Annotated in this window: 14 protein-coding genes; 3 read left to right on the top strand and 11 right to left on the bottom strand. The window is 64.0% G+C overall.

The genetic code is table 11. The features are described 5' to 3' along the window. The first annotated feature begins 313 nt into the window (after positions 1–313). Positions 314–1,570, top strand: a complete 1,257-nt coding sequence (locus tag ACQY7R_RS20470; RefSeq protein ID WP_428307410.1) for a beta-ketoacyl-[acyl-carrier-protein] synthase family protein — start codon at positions 314–316, stop codon at positions 1,568–1,570. Between the two features lie 134 nt (positions 1,571–1,704). Here ACQY7R_RS20470 and smpB read toward each other — a convergent pair whose 3' ends face one another. The 6 genes from smpB to ACQY7R_RS20500 all read right to left on the bottom strand — a co-directional run bounded on the left by smpB (position 1,705) and on the right by ACQY7R_RS20500 (position 6,402). Further along, entirely contained in the window at positions 1,705–2,376 is a 672-nt protein-coding gene (smpB, locus tag ACQY7R_RS20475) for an SsrA-binding protein SmpB (RefSeq protein ID WP_428307411.1), read from the bottom strand. A 187-nt stretch (positions 2,377–2,563) separates the two neighbouring features. Further along, positions 2,564–2,890, bottom strand: a complete 327-nt coding sequence (locus ACQY7R_RS20480) for a hypothetical protein (protein ID WP_428307412.1) — start codon at positions 2,888–2,890, stop codon at positions 2,564–2,566. Between the two features lie 372 nt (positions 2,891–3,262). Next, positions 3,263–3,745 (bottom strand): YfcE family phosphodiesterase, encoded by a 483-nt coding sequence (locus ACQY7R_RS20485; protein ID WP_428307413.1) that lies wholly within the window; start codon positions 3,743–3,745, stop codon positions 3,263–3,265. Positions 3,746–3,748: 3 nt separating this feature from the next. After that, entirely contained in the window at positions 3,749–4,933 is a 1,185-nt protein-coding gene (locus tag ACQY7R_RS20490) for an ATP-grasp domain-containing protein (protein ID WP_428307414.1), read from the bottom strand. After that, the gene (locus ACQY7R_RS20495; RefSeq protein WP_428307415.1) at positions 4,926–5,285 is read right to left on the bottom strand and encodes a nucleotide pyrophosphohydrolase; all 360 of its coding nucleotides are present in this window, start codon (positions 5,283–5,285) and stop codon (positions 4,926–4,928) included. The genes ACQY7R_RS20490 and ACQY7R_RS20495 overlap by 8 nt, the downstream gene beginning before the upstream one ends. Before the next feature lie 106 nt (positions 5,286–5,391). Then, a complete protein-coding gene (locus ACQY7R_RS20500; RefSeq protein ID WP_428307416.1) occupies positions 5,392–6,402 on the bottom strand; it encodes a hypothetical protein in 1,011 nt (336 codons plus the stop codon). 207 nt (positions 6,403–6,609) lie between these two features. Here ACQY7R_RS20500 and larC point away from each other — a divergent pair, with 207 nt between their 5' ends. Both larC and ACQY7R_RS20510 read left to right on the top strand, forming a co-directional pair. Then, complete coding sequence (gene larC, locus ACQY7R_RS20505) at positions 6,610–7,782, top strand: nickel pincer cofactor biosynthesis protein LarC (protein ID WP_428307417.1); 1,173 nt, start codon at positions 6,610–6,612, stop codon at positions 7,780–7,782. Positions 7,783–7,830: 48 nt separating this feature from the next. Next, complete coding sequence (locus tag ACQY7R_RS20510) at positions 7,831–8,028, top strand: hypothetical protein (RefSeq protein WP_428307418.1); 198 nt, start codon at positions 7,831–7,833, stop codon at positions 8,026–8,028. Positions 8,029–8,079: 51 nt separating this feature from the next. Here ACQY7R_RS20510 and ACQY7R_RS20515 read toward each other — a convergent pair whose 3' ends face one another. The 5 genes from ACQY7R_RS20515 to ACQY7R_RS20535 all read right to left on the bottom strand — a co-directional run bounded on the left by ACQY7R_RS20515 (position 8,080) and on the right by ACQY7R_RS20535 (position 17,123). Next, positions 8,080–8,403, bottom strand: coding sequence for a type II toxin-antitoxin system RelE/ParE family toxin (locus ACQY7R_RS20515; protein WP_428307419.1), 324 nt, complete (start codon positions 8,401–8,403; stop codon positions 8,080–8,082). After that, complete coding sequence (locus tag ACQY7R_RS20520; RefSeq protein ID WP_428307420.1) at positions 8,404–8,634, bottom strand: ribbon-helix-helix domain-containing protein; 231 nt, start codon at positions 8,632–8,634, stop codon at positions 8,404–8,406. It abuts the gene before it with no gap. 74 nt (positions 8,635–8,708) lie between these two features. Then, complete coding sequence (locus tag ACQY7R_RS20525; protein WP_428307421.1) at positions 8,709–10,391, bottom strand: hypothetical protein; 1,683 nt, start codon at positions 10,389–10,391, stop codon at positions 8,709–8,711. Positions 10,392–10,842: 451 nt separating this feature from the next. After that, positions 10,843–13,584, bottom strand: a complete 2,742-nt coding sequence (gene gyrA / locus ACQY7R_RS20530) for a DNA gyrase subunit A (RefSeq protein WP_428307422.1) — start codon at positions 13,582–13,584, stop codon at positions 10,843–10,845. A gap of 362 nt (positions 13,585–13,946) precedes the next feature. Next, a complete protein-coding gene (locus ACQY7R_RS20535) occupies positions 13,947–17,123 on the bottom strand; it encodes a LamG-like jellyroll fold domain-containing protein (RefSeq protein WP_428307423.1) in 3,177 nt (1,058 codons plus the stop codon). Positions 17,124–17,775: the final 652 nt, after the last annotated feature.

The raw sequence follows: 17,775 nt of genomic DNA on the forward strand, positions 1-17,775 counted from the left end.
AGCCCCGCACTCAGTCGTTCGGTGCGTTGCCCCGCGGCGGTGCACCAACCAAAAGTCTGGATCGGACGGCGGGGGGCGAACTCTTCGATCAAGGCTGCTCGGATGGCAAGGTCAGCGGAACCCCACCGTGCGGACACTCCCCCAAATGGTACAACTGCCCAATTGCCGGGCGGGGTGATGCCCTGGCCCGGAGGGGGCCGACCTGCTGCTTGTTGCCCCCTAGAGCCGTAGTTAGACTGGCAAGATTCTGGCCCCCGGTTTCCGGGCGAGTTTTTCAGGGCCACCCGCACGTCCCCTCCCCCGCGATCTCGCTGTGCCTGAAGTCGTCGTCACCGGCCTGGGGATCGTCTGTCCGATTGGCGTCGGCGCCGACGCGGTATGGGCGTCGATCGAGCGGGGCGAAAGCGGCGTCCGGGCCGTGCCCGAGCTACTGCAGGCGGAATTGCCGATTCCGATCGCCGGCGACGTGGCCGACTTCGACCCGAAGGAATTCGTCAAACCGCGGAAATCGCTCAAGGTGATGTCGCGGGAGACGCAGCTCGGCTTTACCGCGTCGGAAATGGCGTGGGCTGCGGCGGGGCTCGACGGGGCGAACATCGACCCCGACCGGCTGGGCGTCACGAGCGGGTCGAACATGTTCTGCCCCGAAATGCCGGAACTGGCGGCCGCCTGCCATGCAAGCGATTCGGGCGACGGGATCTTCGATTTCAACCGCTGGGGGAATACGGGCCTGCGGGAGGTCTTTCCGCTGTGGCTGCTGAAGTACCTGCCGAACATGGCGCCGGCCCATGTGAGCATCGCCCATGATGCTCGCGGGCCGAGCAACTCGATCGTGGCGGGCGACGTGTCGGGGCTGCTCGCGCTCATTGAGGCGGCCGACGTCGTGGCGCGAGGGCATGCGGATGTGATGCTGGCCGGCGGGGCGAGTTCGAGCATTGGCTGGATGGATCTAATCTGGCACGCCGGGGCTCGGCTGTCGCAGCGGGTTGAGGAGCCAGAGCGGGCTTGCCGGCCGTTCGATGCCGATCGCGACGGGATGGTCGGCGGCGAAGGGGCGGCGATGTTCGTCCTGGAGACCCGCGAACATGCCCTGGCGCGGGGAGCGAAGCCACTCGCGCGGATCGCCGGCTACGGGCGGCGGTACGAGGCGGCGACGGCATCGTACAAGCCGACGGGGCAAGCGATTGGACAGGCGATCGAGGCGGCCCTCGCCTCCGGCGGGGTGAAGCCGGGCGACGTCGGGCATGTGAGCGCCCATGGGCTGAGCACCGAAATTGACGACCGAATTGAGGCGGCGGCGATTCGCCGGACGCTGGGGGACGTGCCCGTCACGGCGCTGAAGAGCTACATCGGCAACGTCGGCGCCGCGTGCGGCGCGGTGGAACTGGCGATGACGCTGCTCGGGCTGCAGCGCGGGCTGGTGGCGCCGACGCTGAACTACGAGACGCCCGATCCGAAATGCCCGGTGAATGTGGCGACGGAACTGGGGAAAGCCGCGTCGCCGTTGGCGTTGTTGCTGAATCACCGCACGACGGGGCAGGCGGTTTCGTTGCTCGTTGAGGCGGAGTAGGCGGTGGCGCTTGCGGCTCTCATTAGCCCCGGGCTCTGCCCGGGGGTGGGTTTCCTTACCGAGTGGCGTCGTCGCGCGGAATGGTGAGCGACCCCCGGGCGGAGCCCGGGGCTAGAGGCGGGCGCCTCAGCGAGTTACCGGCCGCGGCGCATGGCGCGATCGATGTCGCGTTGCATGTCGCCCTTCTTGATCGATTCGCGCTTGTCGTAGTTCTTCTTTCCGCGGCAGATGCCGAGCAGGACTTTGGCTCGGCCTTCTTTGAAGTACAGCTTTAGCGGGACGAGCGTGAAGTTTTTCTCGTAGGCGAAGCCCGCGAATTTGTCGATCTCGCGACGGTGGAGGAGGAGCTTGCGACGGCGCTTGGGCTCGTGGTTCCAGGCGTTGGCGTTTTTGTATTCCTGGATGTCGGCGGCGACGAGCCAGACCTCCCGCTTTTCCATCCGCGCGTAGGCTTCCTCGATCGAGACGAGCCCCGCGCGCAGCGATTTGACCTCGCTGCCGACGAGCATGATGCCGCACTCGAGCGTGTCGACGACTTCGTAGTTATGGCGAGCCTTGCGGTTGTGGGCGATGACCTTTTCGTTGGGGTCGTCGCCTTTGGCCGCCTTGCTGGCAGGTTTCTTAGCCGTGGGAGGGACTTTCGGCAGGGGGAACGGGAAAAGCGACGGGGGCCAAGCAAGGACCACTTCGCGGGAACTGGGTTCGCGGTCGCGGCGGAAGGTGCGCGACAATCCCGCAGAATAGCTGGCGGGGGCGGAGAAGAAAACCGCTGCATCGAAACCACCGGCGGAGCCAGTGGCGTTCATTTCACGCCGCAAGCGACGAGAAAAACGCAATCTGGGGCCCCGGGAGGGAGGCGTGGGAAACGTTGCAGGCCCCAGATTGCGACGGGGTGCAGTCGTGACTTGCGTGGTTAGCCGGCGCCGCTGTTGGCCCTGGCGGGCGCGGCGCCGCCGGCTAACTCACTGTTTCAAATGGTTCGTTGGTTGGCGATTATTGAATCAGCGTCGGAAAGCCAGGCAGGCCTGTCAAACCGGGCAAGGCGTTGGCGACCACCGGCGTACTGCCGTGTTGCTTCTCATCGAGTTGCTTCTTATCGAGCGCTTTCTGGCCGAAGTATTCCTGCAAGTCGACGTGAAGCTGCACGCAGTCGACGTAGCGCGAACGCACGGTTGAGTTCTCTTCGAGCAGCGATACCAAGCGGGCGAAATTGGCTTCGTCCAACTCGTCGTCGAGTAGGTCCCAAATCAACGCTTCGGATTCCTCTATCTGCCGTTCAACGTCGCTCAACGGCGAACGGCCTTCAAATCGGTTGTTCATCGCAACTCTCCGCCTTGGCGAAACTCGGGCCGCAGTTTGTGGAAGCCGTGGGGCTTCGTGAAACCAGCAGCGCGACCGCGCCAAGAAGATTCGTGGGCAACATCCTTGTCGTGAAGCAGCCGCCGTTTGCTCGCGCACCGTGCGGCCACTACCACAATCTTCGGTCAATAATCGGAAGCAAACGGCATGCCCGCCTATAAAAAGAACGGAATTCCGGCCCGTTTGGTTCGCTAGCATGCGAGAAATAGCGGTGTTTTCGTCGCTAGGGCCCGGTGGCGGACCTGCTGCTGCAGGCGGCGCCGGCGGCCGCGAGAGTGCCCAATGCTGAAGCAGCAGCGGCGGACGGCTGCTGCTGACGGGGGCAGAATGCGGCTACAGCGGGATGATCGTTGCTTCAAGCGTCGGCAGGTCGACGATTGCTAGCGAATGGGGATTCGCTCGGAAGAGGGCGCCCGGATTGAGGACGAGCGTTTCGCCGATCCGCTCGATGGCGGCGACGTGGGTGTGGCCGTAGCAGACGAGGTCGTACTCGCCGGAGCGGATCGTTTCCTGGAAGCGACGGCGGTCGTCGCTGTGAATGAGCGCGATGCGACGGCCGGCGATCGTGAGGTCGCCGAAGGCGCCGTGGCAGGTCTGCCCTGCCCTCTCGATCGCCGCCGCGAACTCGGCGTGGTCGTAGTCGCAGTTGCCGAAGACGAAATCGGTGGGCCACTGGGCGAAGAGCTCGACGACCGCGATCGAGCCGATGTCGCCGCAGTGGAGGACGCGGTCGACCTGCAGGCTTTCCAGCATGCGGATCGCCGGTCGGGTCACCTCGACGTGGCCGTGCGAATCGCTGACGACTCCGAGTCGCATCGTTTACTCCTCGGGGTAGAGCCGGGATTCGACTTGGGCGAGCAGCCGCTTCATCTCGCCATCGTACTTCGCGGCGGGGGCGGCGGCGAACGCCGTGAGGATTGGCTGACCGGGGACGATGCCTTCGCCGGCGGCGGGAATATCGGCGAGTTGGCAGGCCGTGGAGTCGAGCGACGACTGGCTCATTGCCCAGGCGTGGAACTCGTCGCTGGCCGTTGCCTCGCGCTTGGCGTAGAGGATTGTCTTGCCGTGGATGAGCGGTTCGTCGTCGTGCTTGGCGGCCGGCTTGCCGCTGCGTGGGGCCGGCGGTTGCTCCGCGAGTTCGCCGCGGCAGGCGTTCACGTGCGCCTCGACGACGTTGACGCCTGTCATCCGTTCGACGATTTCGGCGGAGGAGGAATAGCGAGGATTGATCTCGATGATCCAGGCCTTCTCGCCATGGATCACGAGGTCGACGCCGACGAGGCCGAGGAGTTTGAAGCGTTCGCTGAGGAGTTCGCCGAGCCGTGCGAGTTGCGCGGCGACGGCGTCGCTCACGGGCAGCGGGCCGACGGAGCCGGAGTAGTGCCACGGCTTCGCTCGCGCCGCGGCGTCGCCGACGAGTTGGTGCGTGACGCCGAGCAACTGCGAGCCGTTGCGGGAGCAGACGAACACGGCAGCCGCGGAGGCGCCGCCGATGAAGCGTTGGAAGTAAGCCTCTTCGTCGAGCGCTCGTTGGCGAGATTCAGCGCCGTCGAGGAGCCACACGCCGGAGCCGTTCGCGCTGCGGTAGGTTTTGCAGAGCCACGAGCGATCGAGCGGCAGCTTGTCGGGCGTTTCGACGGTCTCAGGAAACGAGAGCCCTGCGGCGTGGATGACCGGCTGCAGCAGGAGTGGATTGCGAGTGGCGCGGATCGCCCCGCCGCTGCAGCCGACGAGAGGCCGCAGCTTGGCGAGCGAGGTGATCAGCTCGTGATGGTTCTCCATGGCGCCGGTGAAGAGCCAGCCGTCGCACTCGGTGCGCGAGAGCCAGTCGGCGATCGATTCGGGATAGCCCGATTCGATGCGGGTGACGTCGCAGTGAGCCCGCAGGTCGGCGTCGGCGAAGAGGTCCGCGGCGACGACGTCGTAGCCGGCCCGCAGCGCGGAGAAGGCGGCCGCGCGAACGCTGGCGCCGACGATCGCGAGTTTCTTGATTGGCTCAGCCATCGCGACGATACCGGCCGCGGAATTCCTCGGCCGGGTATTTGAGGCGGTTCTTCACCATCTTGTTGCGAATGGCGTCGGAGACGTCGATGCCGAGCTCGTTGGCGAGCGCGAACGAGTAACCAATGACATCGGCGAGTTCTTCGCCAATGGCGGCAAGCTTCTCGGCGTCTTCAGGCAGCTTTCGCGAGGCGTCGACATCGAGCCACTGGAAGTGCTCCATCAGCTCGGCGGCTTCGACGGCGAGGGCCATCGAGACGTTTTTCGGAGCGTGGAACTGGCGCCAATCGCGTTCGTCGACGAACTGGCGAACGATTTGGCGGAGCTCTTCGACGGTAGTGGTGGCGTCGCTCATGCAGTTAGGTTCTCAAGTTCACAATGAGAGCCACCGGCTCGGCCGGTGGACGCGTTGCGAATCGCTGGCCACGGTGCAGTTCGTCCACCGGCGGAGCCGGTGGCTTTTATGCCGCCCGGTCGAACCCGGGCAGCAGCTGCTGGCGGGCTGGGTGGCGGCGCTCATGATAGCGCTGCCGGTAGCCGTCTGCCAAGTGGCTCATAACCTCGAGAGCGAGCAGATCGGCCCGGTTCATCACGTGCCGGGCGCTGCGATTGCCGAGTCCCTGCACCAGTTCTTCGAGGACTTGCAGGTGCAGCTGCAGCGCTCGCTGGGCCGAGACGTTCGCCTCGGCCAGGAGCGTCGCGAGGTCGGACATTTCGCGGGCGAGGTTACCGGCGCCCATAATGACGTAGGCCCGCAGCAGCTCGCGATAGTGAGCCACGAGTTCCGGCGGTAGCTGATGCGGCTCGCGCGGCGTCAGCGCGAGGAGGTCGACTCCGATGCAGGGCGAGTCGTCTTCCGCGACGGCGTCGGCGACCAGCGCCAGCGAGACTGGCGGCGGGCGGCGGCCTTCGCGCAGTTCTTCCAGATCGGCGATCAGCGCCCGCTGTTGTTCGAGCAGGCGATCTGCTTCTTGGCGCTCTTGCTGCAGGCGATGGCGTTCGGCTTGGATCAGACGGCGGTTCTCGCGGGCGAGCGTCGAACGCTCGATCGCGCGGGAGAATTTCCAGAGCAGGCCGCGGACAGTGGTCTCGGCGAGGCAGCAGTAATCGTCGGCGCCCGCCTCGTAGCAGAGGGCGTCGAGCGTTGCCGGCGGTTCGTGACCGAGGAGCAGAATCGGTGCGTCGTGGCCGCCGGTGCGGAGGGCCGTCGCGAGTTCGAGGCCGTCGAAGATCAGCGCTTCGTGGCCGATGAGGATGGCGTCGAACGCTTCGTGGCGGAGTCGGGCGAGGCCGGCCGCTTCGCCGATCGCTTCCTCGACGGTAATTTGCGCGGCCCCGTCGACGGCGAAGGCGTTGGCGAGCCACGTGGCGGCGCCGCGACTGGCGGCGATGAACAGGAGCTTTAGCCGGGCGGGGAGCGGCGCCGCTGCGATGCCGGCGTGGTGCTCAGCAGCGGCGAAGGCAACGGCCATGGCGCGTCCTGTGTCGAGGGGCGGAGTGTTGAGAGAGGCGGCGGAGGGTAACGAAACGGTGACTTTTGCTCAACGGCGGCGGGCGTGGCATGATTTCCGGCCTCCCGCAGCTTTCCTACAATGACGGTCTGCCCGGCGACGATACAACAACGTGAACTTTGAACCGCTGGCGCCAGCACTGCTGGCGGGCGGATGGATTGGCGAACGATGCGAATTGCTTACCTCGATTGTGCTAGCGGCATTAGCGGCGACATGACGCTCGGCGCCCTCGTCGATGCGGGCGTCGACTTGGCGGCGGTGCAGGCGGGGATCGATTCACTGGGGCTGCCGAGCTGCCGGCTGGTCGTTCAAGAGACGAAGAAGTGCGGATTTCGCGCGACGCAGCTAACGGTGGAGCACGAGCCGGAGCACAAGCATCGCCATTTGCACCACATTGAAGCGATGATCGCCGGCAGCGTGCTGACCGAGCGGCAGCGAGAGCTCGCGCTGCGGATCTTCGGCAAGCTCGCCGAGGCCGAGGCGAAGGTGCACGGCACGACGATTCAGAAGGTCCACTTCCACGAGGTGGGCGCCGTCGATTCGATTGCCGACATCGTGGGGAGCGCGATCGCGTGGGACTTGCTCGGCGTCGAACGGATCGTTTGCTCGCCGGTGCCGACGGGGACCGGGTTCGTGCAGATTGCACACGGACGGTGTTCGATTCCGGCGCCCGCGACAGGCGAACTGTTGCGAGGCATTCCGCTGGCCGACTTTGCTGCTGAAGGCGAACTGACCACGCCGACTGGGGCCGCGATTGTGGCGGCGCTGGTCGACCAGTTCGGCCCCCTGCCGGCGATGACCGTCGAAGCGATTGGTTATGGCGCTGGTCAGAAAGATTTCGCGCATCCGAATTTGTTGCGGTTGCTCGTGGGCGAGACGACCGCCAAGACTGCGTCCTCGACAAGCGACACGATCGTGCTGCTCGAGACGAACCTCGACGACGTCACCGGCGAGGCGATTGGGTTTGCGAGCGAGCGGTTGCGGCAGGCGGGCGCGCTCGACGTGTCGACGACGCCGCTCGCGATGAAGAAGAGCCGCCCAGGCGTGCTGCTGGCCGTCCAGTGCCGGCCGGCGGATGCTGAGGCCCTCGCTGCAGTGATCTTCCGCGAGACGACGGCGCTTGGCGTGCGGCGCTCGACGGTCGAACGCATCGTCTTGCCGCGGCGGACGACGACCGTCGCGACGGCTCACGGTGAAGTGAGCGGAATCGTCGCGACGCTGCCTGATGGGAGCGAACGGTTCTCGCCGGAGTACGATGCGTGTGCGAAGCTCGCGGCAGAACGTTCGCTGCCGCTGGAACAAATTCAATCAGCCGCGCGAGCGGCGTTCACGACTGGCTGAGCGACCGCTCGCCGGCAGGTTACCGTCCGCATCAAACAAGGAAGTGCGATGGCCGGGATTCACGAAATCGTCCGCGAGACGCCGAAAGTCAAACGCCCTCCCCTGGCGCCGAGCGAACTGCTGCCGGAGCTGCGCCGCCGCGTCGGGCGGTTTGAGGAATTCGCGTCGCTGAATCGGGAGCTGACGAATTTGGTGGAGACGCGGCTGCGCGAGTTGACGGGAGCGGCGGAGCAGGCGACCGCCTAACGCAAGGACTTGTAGCAATCGACGTTTGGCTACTCAAAATCGCTGACGCGATCAGAGATCGTCCGGCGTGAGGGCGTCTTGCGAAAGGTGTTGAATTCGGAGCACCAAGATCATGTCGGGGCGGATTATGTAAACCGCTCGGTGGGTGGGATGACTCCCCAGGCCAAAGTTGAGTTGGCGGAGCTCGAACGGGAAGCGGTCGCTTTCACTTGCTTTGGAATGTTGCTCTGCTGTCGTCGCGAGCGACCGAATTTCCAGTGCGAAGGCGTTGTACCACCGTTCGGCTTGCTCAGCGGAGCGGTGCTCAGCCCACCATTCGCAATTTATCTCGAGGTCAGCGTGAGCGCGATCGCTGAGAATGACTAGCCGGGACATTTACGGTCCCTTGAAGCCGAACTTCTTGCGGATCTCGGCGTCGATCTCTTCAAAGGGACGGTAGCGCCCTGCAGCTACGTCGTCGAGTCCCAATTGGATTTCGGCGACCTCGCGCTCACGGCTGAGAGCGGCGAGCGCGTCGCGCAGCAACTCCGTTTCGTCGGTATAGCGACCAGCGACGAGAAAGGGTTGCATGGCAGATTGCAGTTCGGGAGGAAGTTGCAGGCTCATATTTTGAAGCTCCGTGACGGTTCGCTCCATTCTAAGCGACAGGTTGGCTCAAAGCCACGCGGATTGGGCGTCGCTTATGGCTCGGCGTAGTCGGACGCCGGTTTTGTTGGCAGTTTCAACGGCGGGGGCGGCGGCAGCGGGACGCGAATGACGATGTCGGCGTCGAGAAAGTCTGGGGGGGAGAACTCGCTCCATGCCTCAGGGCTGAGCCACTCGCCGTCGACGATTGGCGTTTCGTAGTCGTCGCCGCCTTCGTCCAACCCGTTCGCGGAGACGCTGTAGAGCAGGTAGCCTTCCTCGCACCGCTTGTAGATCAATTGTTCGCCGCTAAAAGGATCGATCAGCATGTTAGCCGTCACTCGGGGGGCGAGAGATTCGAGCGTCTTGGGGTACTCGCCGTCGGTTGCGTGATGAATGGCGAGACAGACGGCGAGTCGCGTCAGCTGATAGTTGGTAGCATCGCGAACCTGTGCCCGATAGAGAAGACTGGCGTTCGGCATCAGTAGCCTTGTGAGGATGCTGCCGACGAACTCGCTGCGGGTCGTCCGGTTGAATGCTAACGCTAAAGGCTTTCTCAAGGCAGCGTCGAATTGATCGCGAAGTTCCCCTTCAATCGCCTCCATTTCGGCTCGGCGTCGAGTTGGATCGGCCAGGGCCGCGGCTGCGACGAAGCGATCGAACCATTCGTTGCCGACTCGCAGCACAACATTCGAGTCGACTTCCACTGGCAAAGAGAATGAGAAGCTTTCATCGGCGCCGCCGAGGCGATGTGTAGCGAGCCGCAGCGTGGCGTCGAGAAAGTAGAGTCTTTCGGAGAAATCGACTGCAGGGGCGAGGTCAACCTGCTGCTGCAAGTTGTCGATTTCGACGAGCATCTGTCGTAATTTTTCGATCGGTAGATCAGTAACTTGCACGAGTGCAACGGTAGATCGCATCGCTACGTCTCGGATTCCGATCCCAGCGAGTCGGTCAAGAAGCATCGGTCCGTTGCTGATGCATTCTCCAAGCCGCCAGCATGCCAAGCAGTCTTGCCATGCCTTCTCGTGTTGCTCGCCTCCCATGCGGAGAGCAGCGCGCACAGCGAGCGTTCGGGAGACTTTTCGCACCGCCAATATGTGTGGGACTTCCATGTCCAGGACAGCCGTGTTCGAATCGGCTAAGGCGTTCGGAGACGGACTGTAAAACTTGGGACGCGCGGCGACGGTAACGAGCCTGTCGAGTTGCGTCTGATTCTCGTCAAGCCAATTCGCTAGGGGCGGAGCATGCTCCCGCTTCCACGGGAGTCCAGGAAGAGGCCTCACCCATTCGACGATCGCCTCGGTAAATTCGACTTGTTCAAGTTCATCCAACTCTCTTTCCGCTCCGGCGTCGTCTGCGGCGAGTCGCCATTCGATCAGCCTCGCTATCGTTTCATCGCCGGAGAAGTCCGTTACCAGTTGCTCGTTCGCGGAGGGGGTAACGGCAAGCTCTCGACAGATGAGGGCGTACTCCTCGTCGGTGACTTCCGATGGCCGCACGACCTGCCACATCAACGCAGCGGCATTGTCCTCCGGCGTCACGTCTTCGCGTTGCTTCTGGTGAAGCGCCAGCGTGTAGTTGGGAAGCCCGTCTTCGTCGAGCGGCTCGACGAGGTAGGTCGTCTCGCGGCCGACCTCGACTGGCGTGCGGCGAATGAAAAGATCGAACGCGAAATAGACGCCGCCGGCGACGATTAATAGCTTCCAGAGTGTTGAGTAGAACTCTTCAAGCGACTTCATCTAGACGCGGAGCCTCGTTCGATTGGCGGCAGCGATCAGCGGGATTTACGCCACGTGAGTCTGCATTGTAAGCCAAAGTGCAGGCGGTGGGAGGCTTTCAGCCCGACAAGCAAGTGCGCAACGGAGCCGCGTAGGAGATCCTAACGCCGCCGGGGAGGCATTCTCGCGGAGCTTGCGGACCAGTGTCGCCCCTCCGGGGCTCTAGTCGCGGCTGGAGTCGCTTTCCGGGGGCTTCCGCCCCCCGCTCATGATGCCGCTCCTCCGGAGTTGCGTTCAGCAGGATGCGCAGAGGTTTAACGGCATCGCCCGACATGCAGTGGGCAGCGGCACCCATGCTTTAATGGCAGCGCTGTCAGGCTGAAAGCCTGACCTACGCGATTCGCCCGCGCGGGGCAAGCCCCGCGGCTAAATGGGCGTGGTGGGATAGCGGGCCGATTGGCGGGGCCGCGGATTACGCTTCCGCGGTTGGTTCGACGGCGGGCTCTTCACCGCCGCCTTCTTCCTGCGGCACGCGAACCACCGCGGCGATGCTGTCGGTTTCGTCGAGCGACATGATGCGCACGCCCTGCGTGTTGCGGCCGATGATGTTGAGGTCGCTCACCTTGATCCGCTGGATCTTGCCGCGGGCGGTCATCATCAGCAGTTCTTCCGTGTCGTCGACGCGGACGATGCTCACCACCGGGCCGTTGCGGTCGGTGGTCTTGATGTCGCGGAGGCCCTTGCCGCCGCGGTTTTGCGTGCGGTAGCGGAAGCTCGACGACGACTCGTCTTCAGCGGCGGCTGGTTCCGCGGCTGCGGGGGCCGGCGTGGCGCCATCGGCGTCGTCGGCCAGCGGGGCGACTTCGCCGGGAGCGGCGTTCGGGCCAAACGGGGTTCGCTTGCCGTAGCCGTTGAGGCAGGCGGTGAGCAGCGTTGCGTCGGGGTCGGCGACGACCATGCCGACGAGCGAGTCGTTCTTGCCGAGGCTGATGCCCTTCACGCCGCTCGAGTTGCGGCCCATCGGGCGGGCGTCCGCTTCGCTGAAGCGGATCGCCATGCCGAGCGAGGTGGCGAGGATGATCTCGTCGCCTGGCTTGGTGACGACGACGTCGATCAGTTCGTCGCCCTCTTTCAGCTTGATCGCGATGATGCCGGTCTTCAGCGGTCGGCCGTAGGCCTTCAGTGCGGTCTTCTTCACGAGGCCCTTGCGGGTGGCCATCATCAGGCAGTGATCAGGGAGATCGAAGTCCCGAATCGCCTGGCAGTTGGCGATTTGCTCGCCCTCGGCGAGGTTGAGCAGGTTCACCACCGCGCGGCCTTTGCTCTCGCGAGAGAGGGCCGGCAGGTTGTAGACCTTTTGCCAGTAGCACTTGCCGAGGTTCGTGAAGAACAGCAAGTAATCGTGCGTGCTGGTGACGAACAGGTGTTCGACCGGATCATCATCGTCGGCCTTGGCGCCCTTGATGCCCTTGCCGCCGCGGCGTTGCGCGCGGTAAGTGCTGGCCGGGGTCCGCTTGATGTACCCCTGATGACTGATCGAGACGACCATCGTCTCTTCCTCGATCAGATCTTCGAGGTCGACTTCGCCGACTTCTTCGCCGCTGATTTCGGTGCGGCGGGCGTCGCCGCGCTTCATCAGCATTTCGCAGTCGTCGCGAATGATGCCGTTGATGCGGGCCGGGCTGGCGAGGATGCCGCTGAGGTCGATGATTTCAGCGAGCAACTCGGCATGCTCGTCGGCGAGCTTCTCTTGTTCGAGATTCACCAACTGGCCGAGCGTCATCCGCAGGATCGCGTCGGCTTGCACCGGGGTGAGCGAGTATTCCTCGACAACGCCGCGTTCGGCTTGGAACTGCGCGTAGCCCTCGTCGCCGAGCGCTCGCTTGAGCATGGCGCCGGGGGTCTTGATTTCCATCAAGCGGATCTTGGCCTCGGGCTGCGTCTTCGACGAGCGGATCACGCGAATCACTTCGTCGATGTTCGCGTGCGCGAGCAACAGGCCCTGCACCGTGTGCTTGCGCTTGCGGGCGCGAGCGAGCAGGAACTGCGTCCGCCGGCGGATGACCGTCACGCGATGGCGGATGAACTCCTCAAGCATCTCCTTGAGCGTGAGGACGCGCGGCTTGCCGTCGACCAGGGCGAGCAAGATGATAGAGATCGTGTCTTGCAGCGGCGAGAACTTGTAGAGTTGATTGAGCACGACGTCGGGATCGGCGTCGCGCTTGAGCTCGATGATGATGCGAACCGGTTCCTTGAGATCGCTCTCGTCGCGAACGTCCGAGATGCCGGGGATTTTTCCTTCGCCGGCGAGGGCGGCGATCTTCAGGATCACTGCGTCGCGCGATTGCTGGTAGGGAATCTCGTGAATGAGGATGCGGGCCTTCTTGCCGCTGTCGTCGATCGTCGTGCGAGCGCGGACAAGGACGGTGCTGCGGCCGGTCATATAGCCGCGACGGATGCCGGTGCGGCCGCAGATGATGCCGCCGGTGGGGAAGTCGGGGCCCTGCACATGTTCCATCAGCTCGGCGATGCTGATCGCCGGATTGTCGAGCAGCGCGATCAACGCGCTACAGACTTCGATGAGATTGTGCGGCGGAATGCTCGTCGCCATGCCGACGGCGATGCCGCCCGAGCCGTTGACGAGTAGGTTGGGGAACCGCGACGGCAGCACGGTTGGTTCAAGATGGCGCTCGTCGTACGACGGAACGAAGTCGACGGTGTCGAGCTTCAGGTCGTCGAGCATCAACGACGCGAAGGGGGACATCCGCGCTTCCGTATACCGCATGGCGGCCGGCGGGAGGCCGGCGATGCTGCCGAAGTTCCCCTGCTTGTCGACCAGCACGTGACGCATGTTCCATTCTTGCGCCATGCGGACGAGCGTGGGGTAGATGACCGACTCGCCGTGCGGATGGTAGTTACCGCTGGTATCGCCGGAGATCTTCGCGCATTTGACGCGCGCGGCGCCGGGGCTCAGGTTCAGGTCGTTCATCGCGACCAGAATGCGGCGCTGCGAGGGCTTCAGACCGTCACGCACGTCGGGGAGCGCACGGCTGACGATGACGCTCATCGCGTAGGTGAGGTAGCTGTCTTTCAGCTCGTCCTCGATCGGGAGGTCGATCAGGCGGGCGGCGATGTTCTGTGCTTGGTCGTCGAAGCCGTTCGGCACGCCGGGGAACTTCGGAGCGTCAGGTCCATCGAAATTATCGGTCGACACGCGGGGATCCTTCTGCGGTGATTCGGGCGGCCTGTTCCGCGCTGGGCGGGCAGGCTGCGAGGACCCGGCATTTTAGCAAATTCTGGGGTCGGTTTATAGCTCCTTAGGCGGGGCGGTGATGCGGGCTGAGGGGGTGGCGGAAGCGTGTTTTTGCCACGCTTATGCGCAGCTATTCGCTGAAGGATCCAATCAAACGAAACTCTCTGGTCCCCTCCCCTTGAGGGGGAGGGTTAGGGAGGGTGATTGAAGCGGGTACCAGCGACCTACCCCCTCCCCAGCCTTCCCCTCAAGGGGGAGGGGGCCAGAACATTCGCACCGTAACCGAGCCCGAGCTTCAACGGGCTTTTCTGCCGAAGTGGACCTCACGCGCGACGATGCCTATCGGCACGGCAGCCGGCCCCCGGGCGGAGCCCGGGGCTAAGGGCGAGGCAGGGGGCCAATAGGAGGCAGGCTGTGGCGGGTTCGGGGACGGCGGCGATGGCCGGCGTGGCGTTGCCGAATTGCTGCTTCCAGGCGTTGAGGTCGAGCGCGTTGACGGCGCCGTCGCTGTTGGCGTCGCCTTGGGCGCGAGTGGCCCCGACGGCGATGCCTGTTCCGCGTTGCCAGGCGAGGAAGTCGGCGCCATCGACGACGCCGTTCGAGTTAAAGTCGGCGTTCGAGATGACGCCGACGTACGACTCGAGCACGGGGAGCGTGGACCCGTCCGCGCGAACGATTGTCATCTTCAGGTCTTCTAGCGCGCTTGGCGTCCAGGTGCCGACGCCCAGCGAGACCGATTGGCCGACGGCGAGCGTCGCACCATTGCCGGCGTCGATGAGGTTCGCCTCGCTCAGGTCGCTATGGCTAGATGGGTCCGAGAGTTTCAGCCAAGAGTCGTCGGGGTCGACTTGGTTGGGGCCGGCGAGGTCGGCGTCGTAGTGGTCGGCGATTGAGGTCCAGGCCGCTTGGTTGAGTTTGTTGCCGGGCGACTGGATGCTGTAGCCGAGCATCGTTAGCGGGCCGTTGGTTGTGTTGACCAGCGTGAGCGCGCCAGTGGCGCGATCGACGTTGAGCGTGGGGACCGGATTGCCCGTGAGGCCGAGGACTGTTTCTAGATCGATAGCGTTGTCGTAAATGCGGAGATCGTCGAGATCGCCGTCGAGATGTCGTGTGGGCGTGCCGCGGGAATTGAGCGCGCCGATCATCATCGAATATTGGTACGAGCTGTAGAGGGCTCCCGGAGAGACCGTCTGGGCGGCGCTGACCGGAACTCCGTCAAAGTAGACGGCGTTGTTTGTCACGATGGAGTTGCTCCAAGTGGCCGCGATGTGGTGCCACTCGCCGTCATTCCAGCCGGTGAGCGGATTCTCTGTGTTGGGGCCAGCGACGGCGCCCCCTTGGGCCCGGACATAGACGCGGAAGTCGTCGACGGAACTCTCGCCGAAATCGACGGAGAACGCGGTGTTCGTGCCGCTGTTGACCTCGCCCATGATGGCTTGCTGCTGAGTCTCGCTGGACGAGCGAACCCAGAAGGCGATCGACCCGGAGGCCATCGCGACCGTGCTCCGGGGCATGGCCAAGGTGGTGGCGTTGAGGTAGTTGGTGGCGCCGTCGAACCGAACCGCTTGGCCGATGGCGCCGTCGGCGATGTTGATGGGCAACGTGGAACTGCTCGATTGCCCGGTCGCTTGCAGGGCCCCGGGTACGAGGTTGGCGTAGATTTGGCCGTTGCGCGTCGAGGCGTCGAAGGAGAAGTGCGAGACGAGTTTCGCGTCGGCCTGCGTGGCGGCGAGGGTAGTGGCTAGGCCGCAAGCGATTGCAAGAAAAGCGAATGGGGAATGGGGGGTGGGGAATGGGGAGCGAGTGGAAAGTTGGTTGGTTTGGGCTGCGGTTTCTTCCCCACTCCTCATTCCGCCTTCCCCATTTCTTTTGCGGTGGATGGCGATGAGGGCGACGGCGGGGAGTAGGAGCAGCAGCGAACTCGGCTCCGGAACGCCGTGCAGCATCGCCTGCAGGTTGATCGCGGCGTTGCCCGCGGCGAGCCACGCTTTGTGGAACAGGTAGACGTCCGAGAGGTTGGTGGCGCCATCGAAGTTCATGTCGCCGCTGAGGTACTTGCCGTGCGTGTCGAGGATCGACGTATCGTGGAGCCAGCCGCTGACGAAGAACTGCACGTCGGTCATGTCGACGAGGCCGTTTTGATTGAGGTCGCCGTCGAGGCCGTTGAGAGACGAAGCGGAGGTAATCGAGAGTTGGATATAGCTGCCGATGGCGTCGCTTCCCGTGCCGAGGATGGCGAAGTGAAACCAGTCGGCGGTGAGCAGCGACGGCGGCGGCGGGTTGTAGTCGAGGAAGTCCTCGCCAGTGGGAACCTGATTGATGGCGCCCGCGGCGACGAGGTAGGTCGACATGCCGAAGTCGGGATCTTCGATCGATTGTCCGACCTTCAGCAGTCGCAATGCACTGCTGCTGGTTGTTCCGCCAGCGGGATCGAGGTCGACGATTTGGCCGTCGAGGTAGAACGCCACGCCATTCGTGCCGGCGCGATATTCGAGATCAATCGTTTGAGTCGTGGGGAGGAACTTTCCGAGCGTCTTCGAAAACTGTTGGGCAGGACGGTCGTACGTGAGCCCGTAGAAGACGTTGGGATCGTACCCTTTGACGACGCCGAAGTTTCCTTGCGGATCGGTAACGGATTGGAGCTGGTCGTGAGCGTAGATTTTGAACGTGCCGGGGCCGAGGTCGTTGAGGTCGGGGACCTGAGACTCGTCGAGCCAGCCGAGATCCTCGAGCTTCTCGCGAATGCGGAATTGGCCGGTGCCGGAGCCCATCGTATCGATCGGGTTGCCGTACTCGTAGGTGGGGGCGCCGAAAGGGACGGCGACGTACGGCGAGACGCCGGGGACGTACGCCTTGTAACTCGCGGAGCCCTTGTCCCAATAGTAGGGATGGTAGTTGGCGTCGCTGAGCTGGCGGATCGCCTTGGCGTGGTCGGCGCCGGTTTGATGGCCGATTTCGTGGTTGATCACGCGCTGGGTCGTCGACTGCAGGTAGATGCGATTGCTGGTGGAGAGGCCGGCCCAGCCCTGGTCGGGGTCGGACGTCGTGTCGACGACGTCGTAAGCGAACATGTAATAGTTCGAAAGATTCAGCCCGTACGTCCCGGTGGCGATGTTGTTGGCGAGGGTGTACCAGTTGCTCGGCCGGGTGCCGTCGGCGTTCAGCGGAATCGGGGCGTCGACGATGATCGGATCGTAGTAGATGTCGAATTCGCCGCCGGAGTTCTCTGCGAAGAACTCCCGGGTGCTGAGTTCCTTGGTGCGGATCGAGGTGACGCGGGTCGTCCACTCGGCGGGAGTGAAGAGATCGTTGTCGTCGTGCACGACGTAGTAGAGCGCCCGCTTCTTGCCGAAGGCTCGCGGCGTGCGGGCGTTTTCCGCGATCGAGGGGTTGGGGTAGACGTCGGCGTTCGCGAAGGGTGCTAGCGTCGTGAAGCTGGCGAGAGAGATGATCCATGCGCCGACAATGGCGCCGGCTTGCCGTGCGGAGAGCCTGTTCATGCTTGTCGCTTTCTCTGATCCGGTTGACGAGTGACGTAGAGCTTCCGACCCAACTGCCCTGCGGTCGCGTATGTACTAGCAGTGGCGGCGCCCCGGTGCGACTCGCCGCAACGATTACATCTCCTTCAAATTAGCGAGCTGAGAGGAGGGAATTCGGGTAGAGGCGCAAAATCGACGCCGCTTGTCCTGGTCGATGCCCCGCGCGGCATCCCTCGTCATTTGTTTCTGGTTTTTTTCGGGCTAGACCGAGCGCGAGCGAGACCGCGGCAATGCGCAGAATCGACCGTGGCGGCCGATTTTTTTCTTGCGTTGCCCGCGCAACGGCGGTTAAGGTGGCATTGGCGGTGAACGAAATCGGTATTGCTCGCTTCGCGGCATTCCTGATAATCACCGCCGCAGCTACGGTTCGCCGTTGGTCTCTTGGGTGATTGCGCAAGAGGCTGCGGGCGGCGACGACTTCCGTGTTTCGATGGGTCTGCGCGGGCGATGGTCGCCCTGCTGCGGCTCGTTGAAGCCGACCGGCTAACCTCGCGTTTGCGTTGGCCGTGGATCGCGGAAGTGACTACTGGTTTACGTGGGCTCGCCTAGCGAGTCCGAGAGTTAGCTGTATCGTCGGCAGCACCGCCGCGCATGACGCCTGGCCGCTGTCGCG

Origin of the sequence: Lacipirellula sp., from assembly GCF_965279485.1 — a bacterium.
In the GTDB taxonomy this organism is placed as follows: domain Bacteria; phylum Planctomycetota; class Planctomycetia; order Pirellulales; family Lacipirellulaceae; genus Lacipirellula.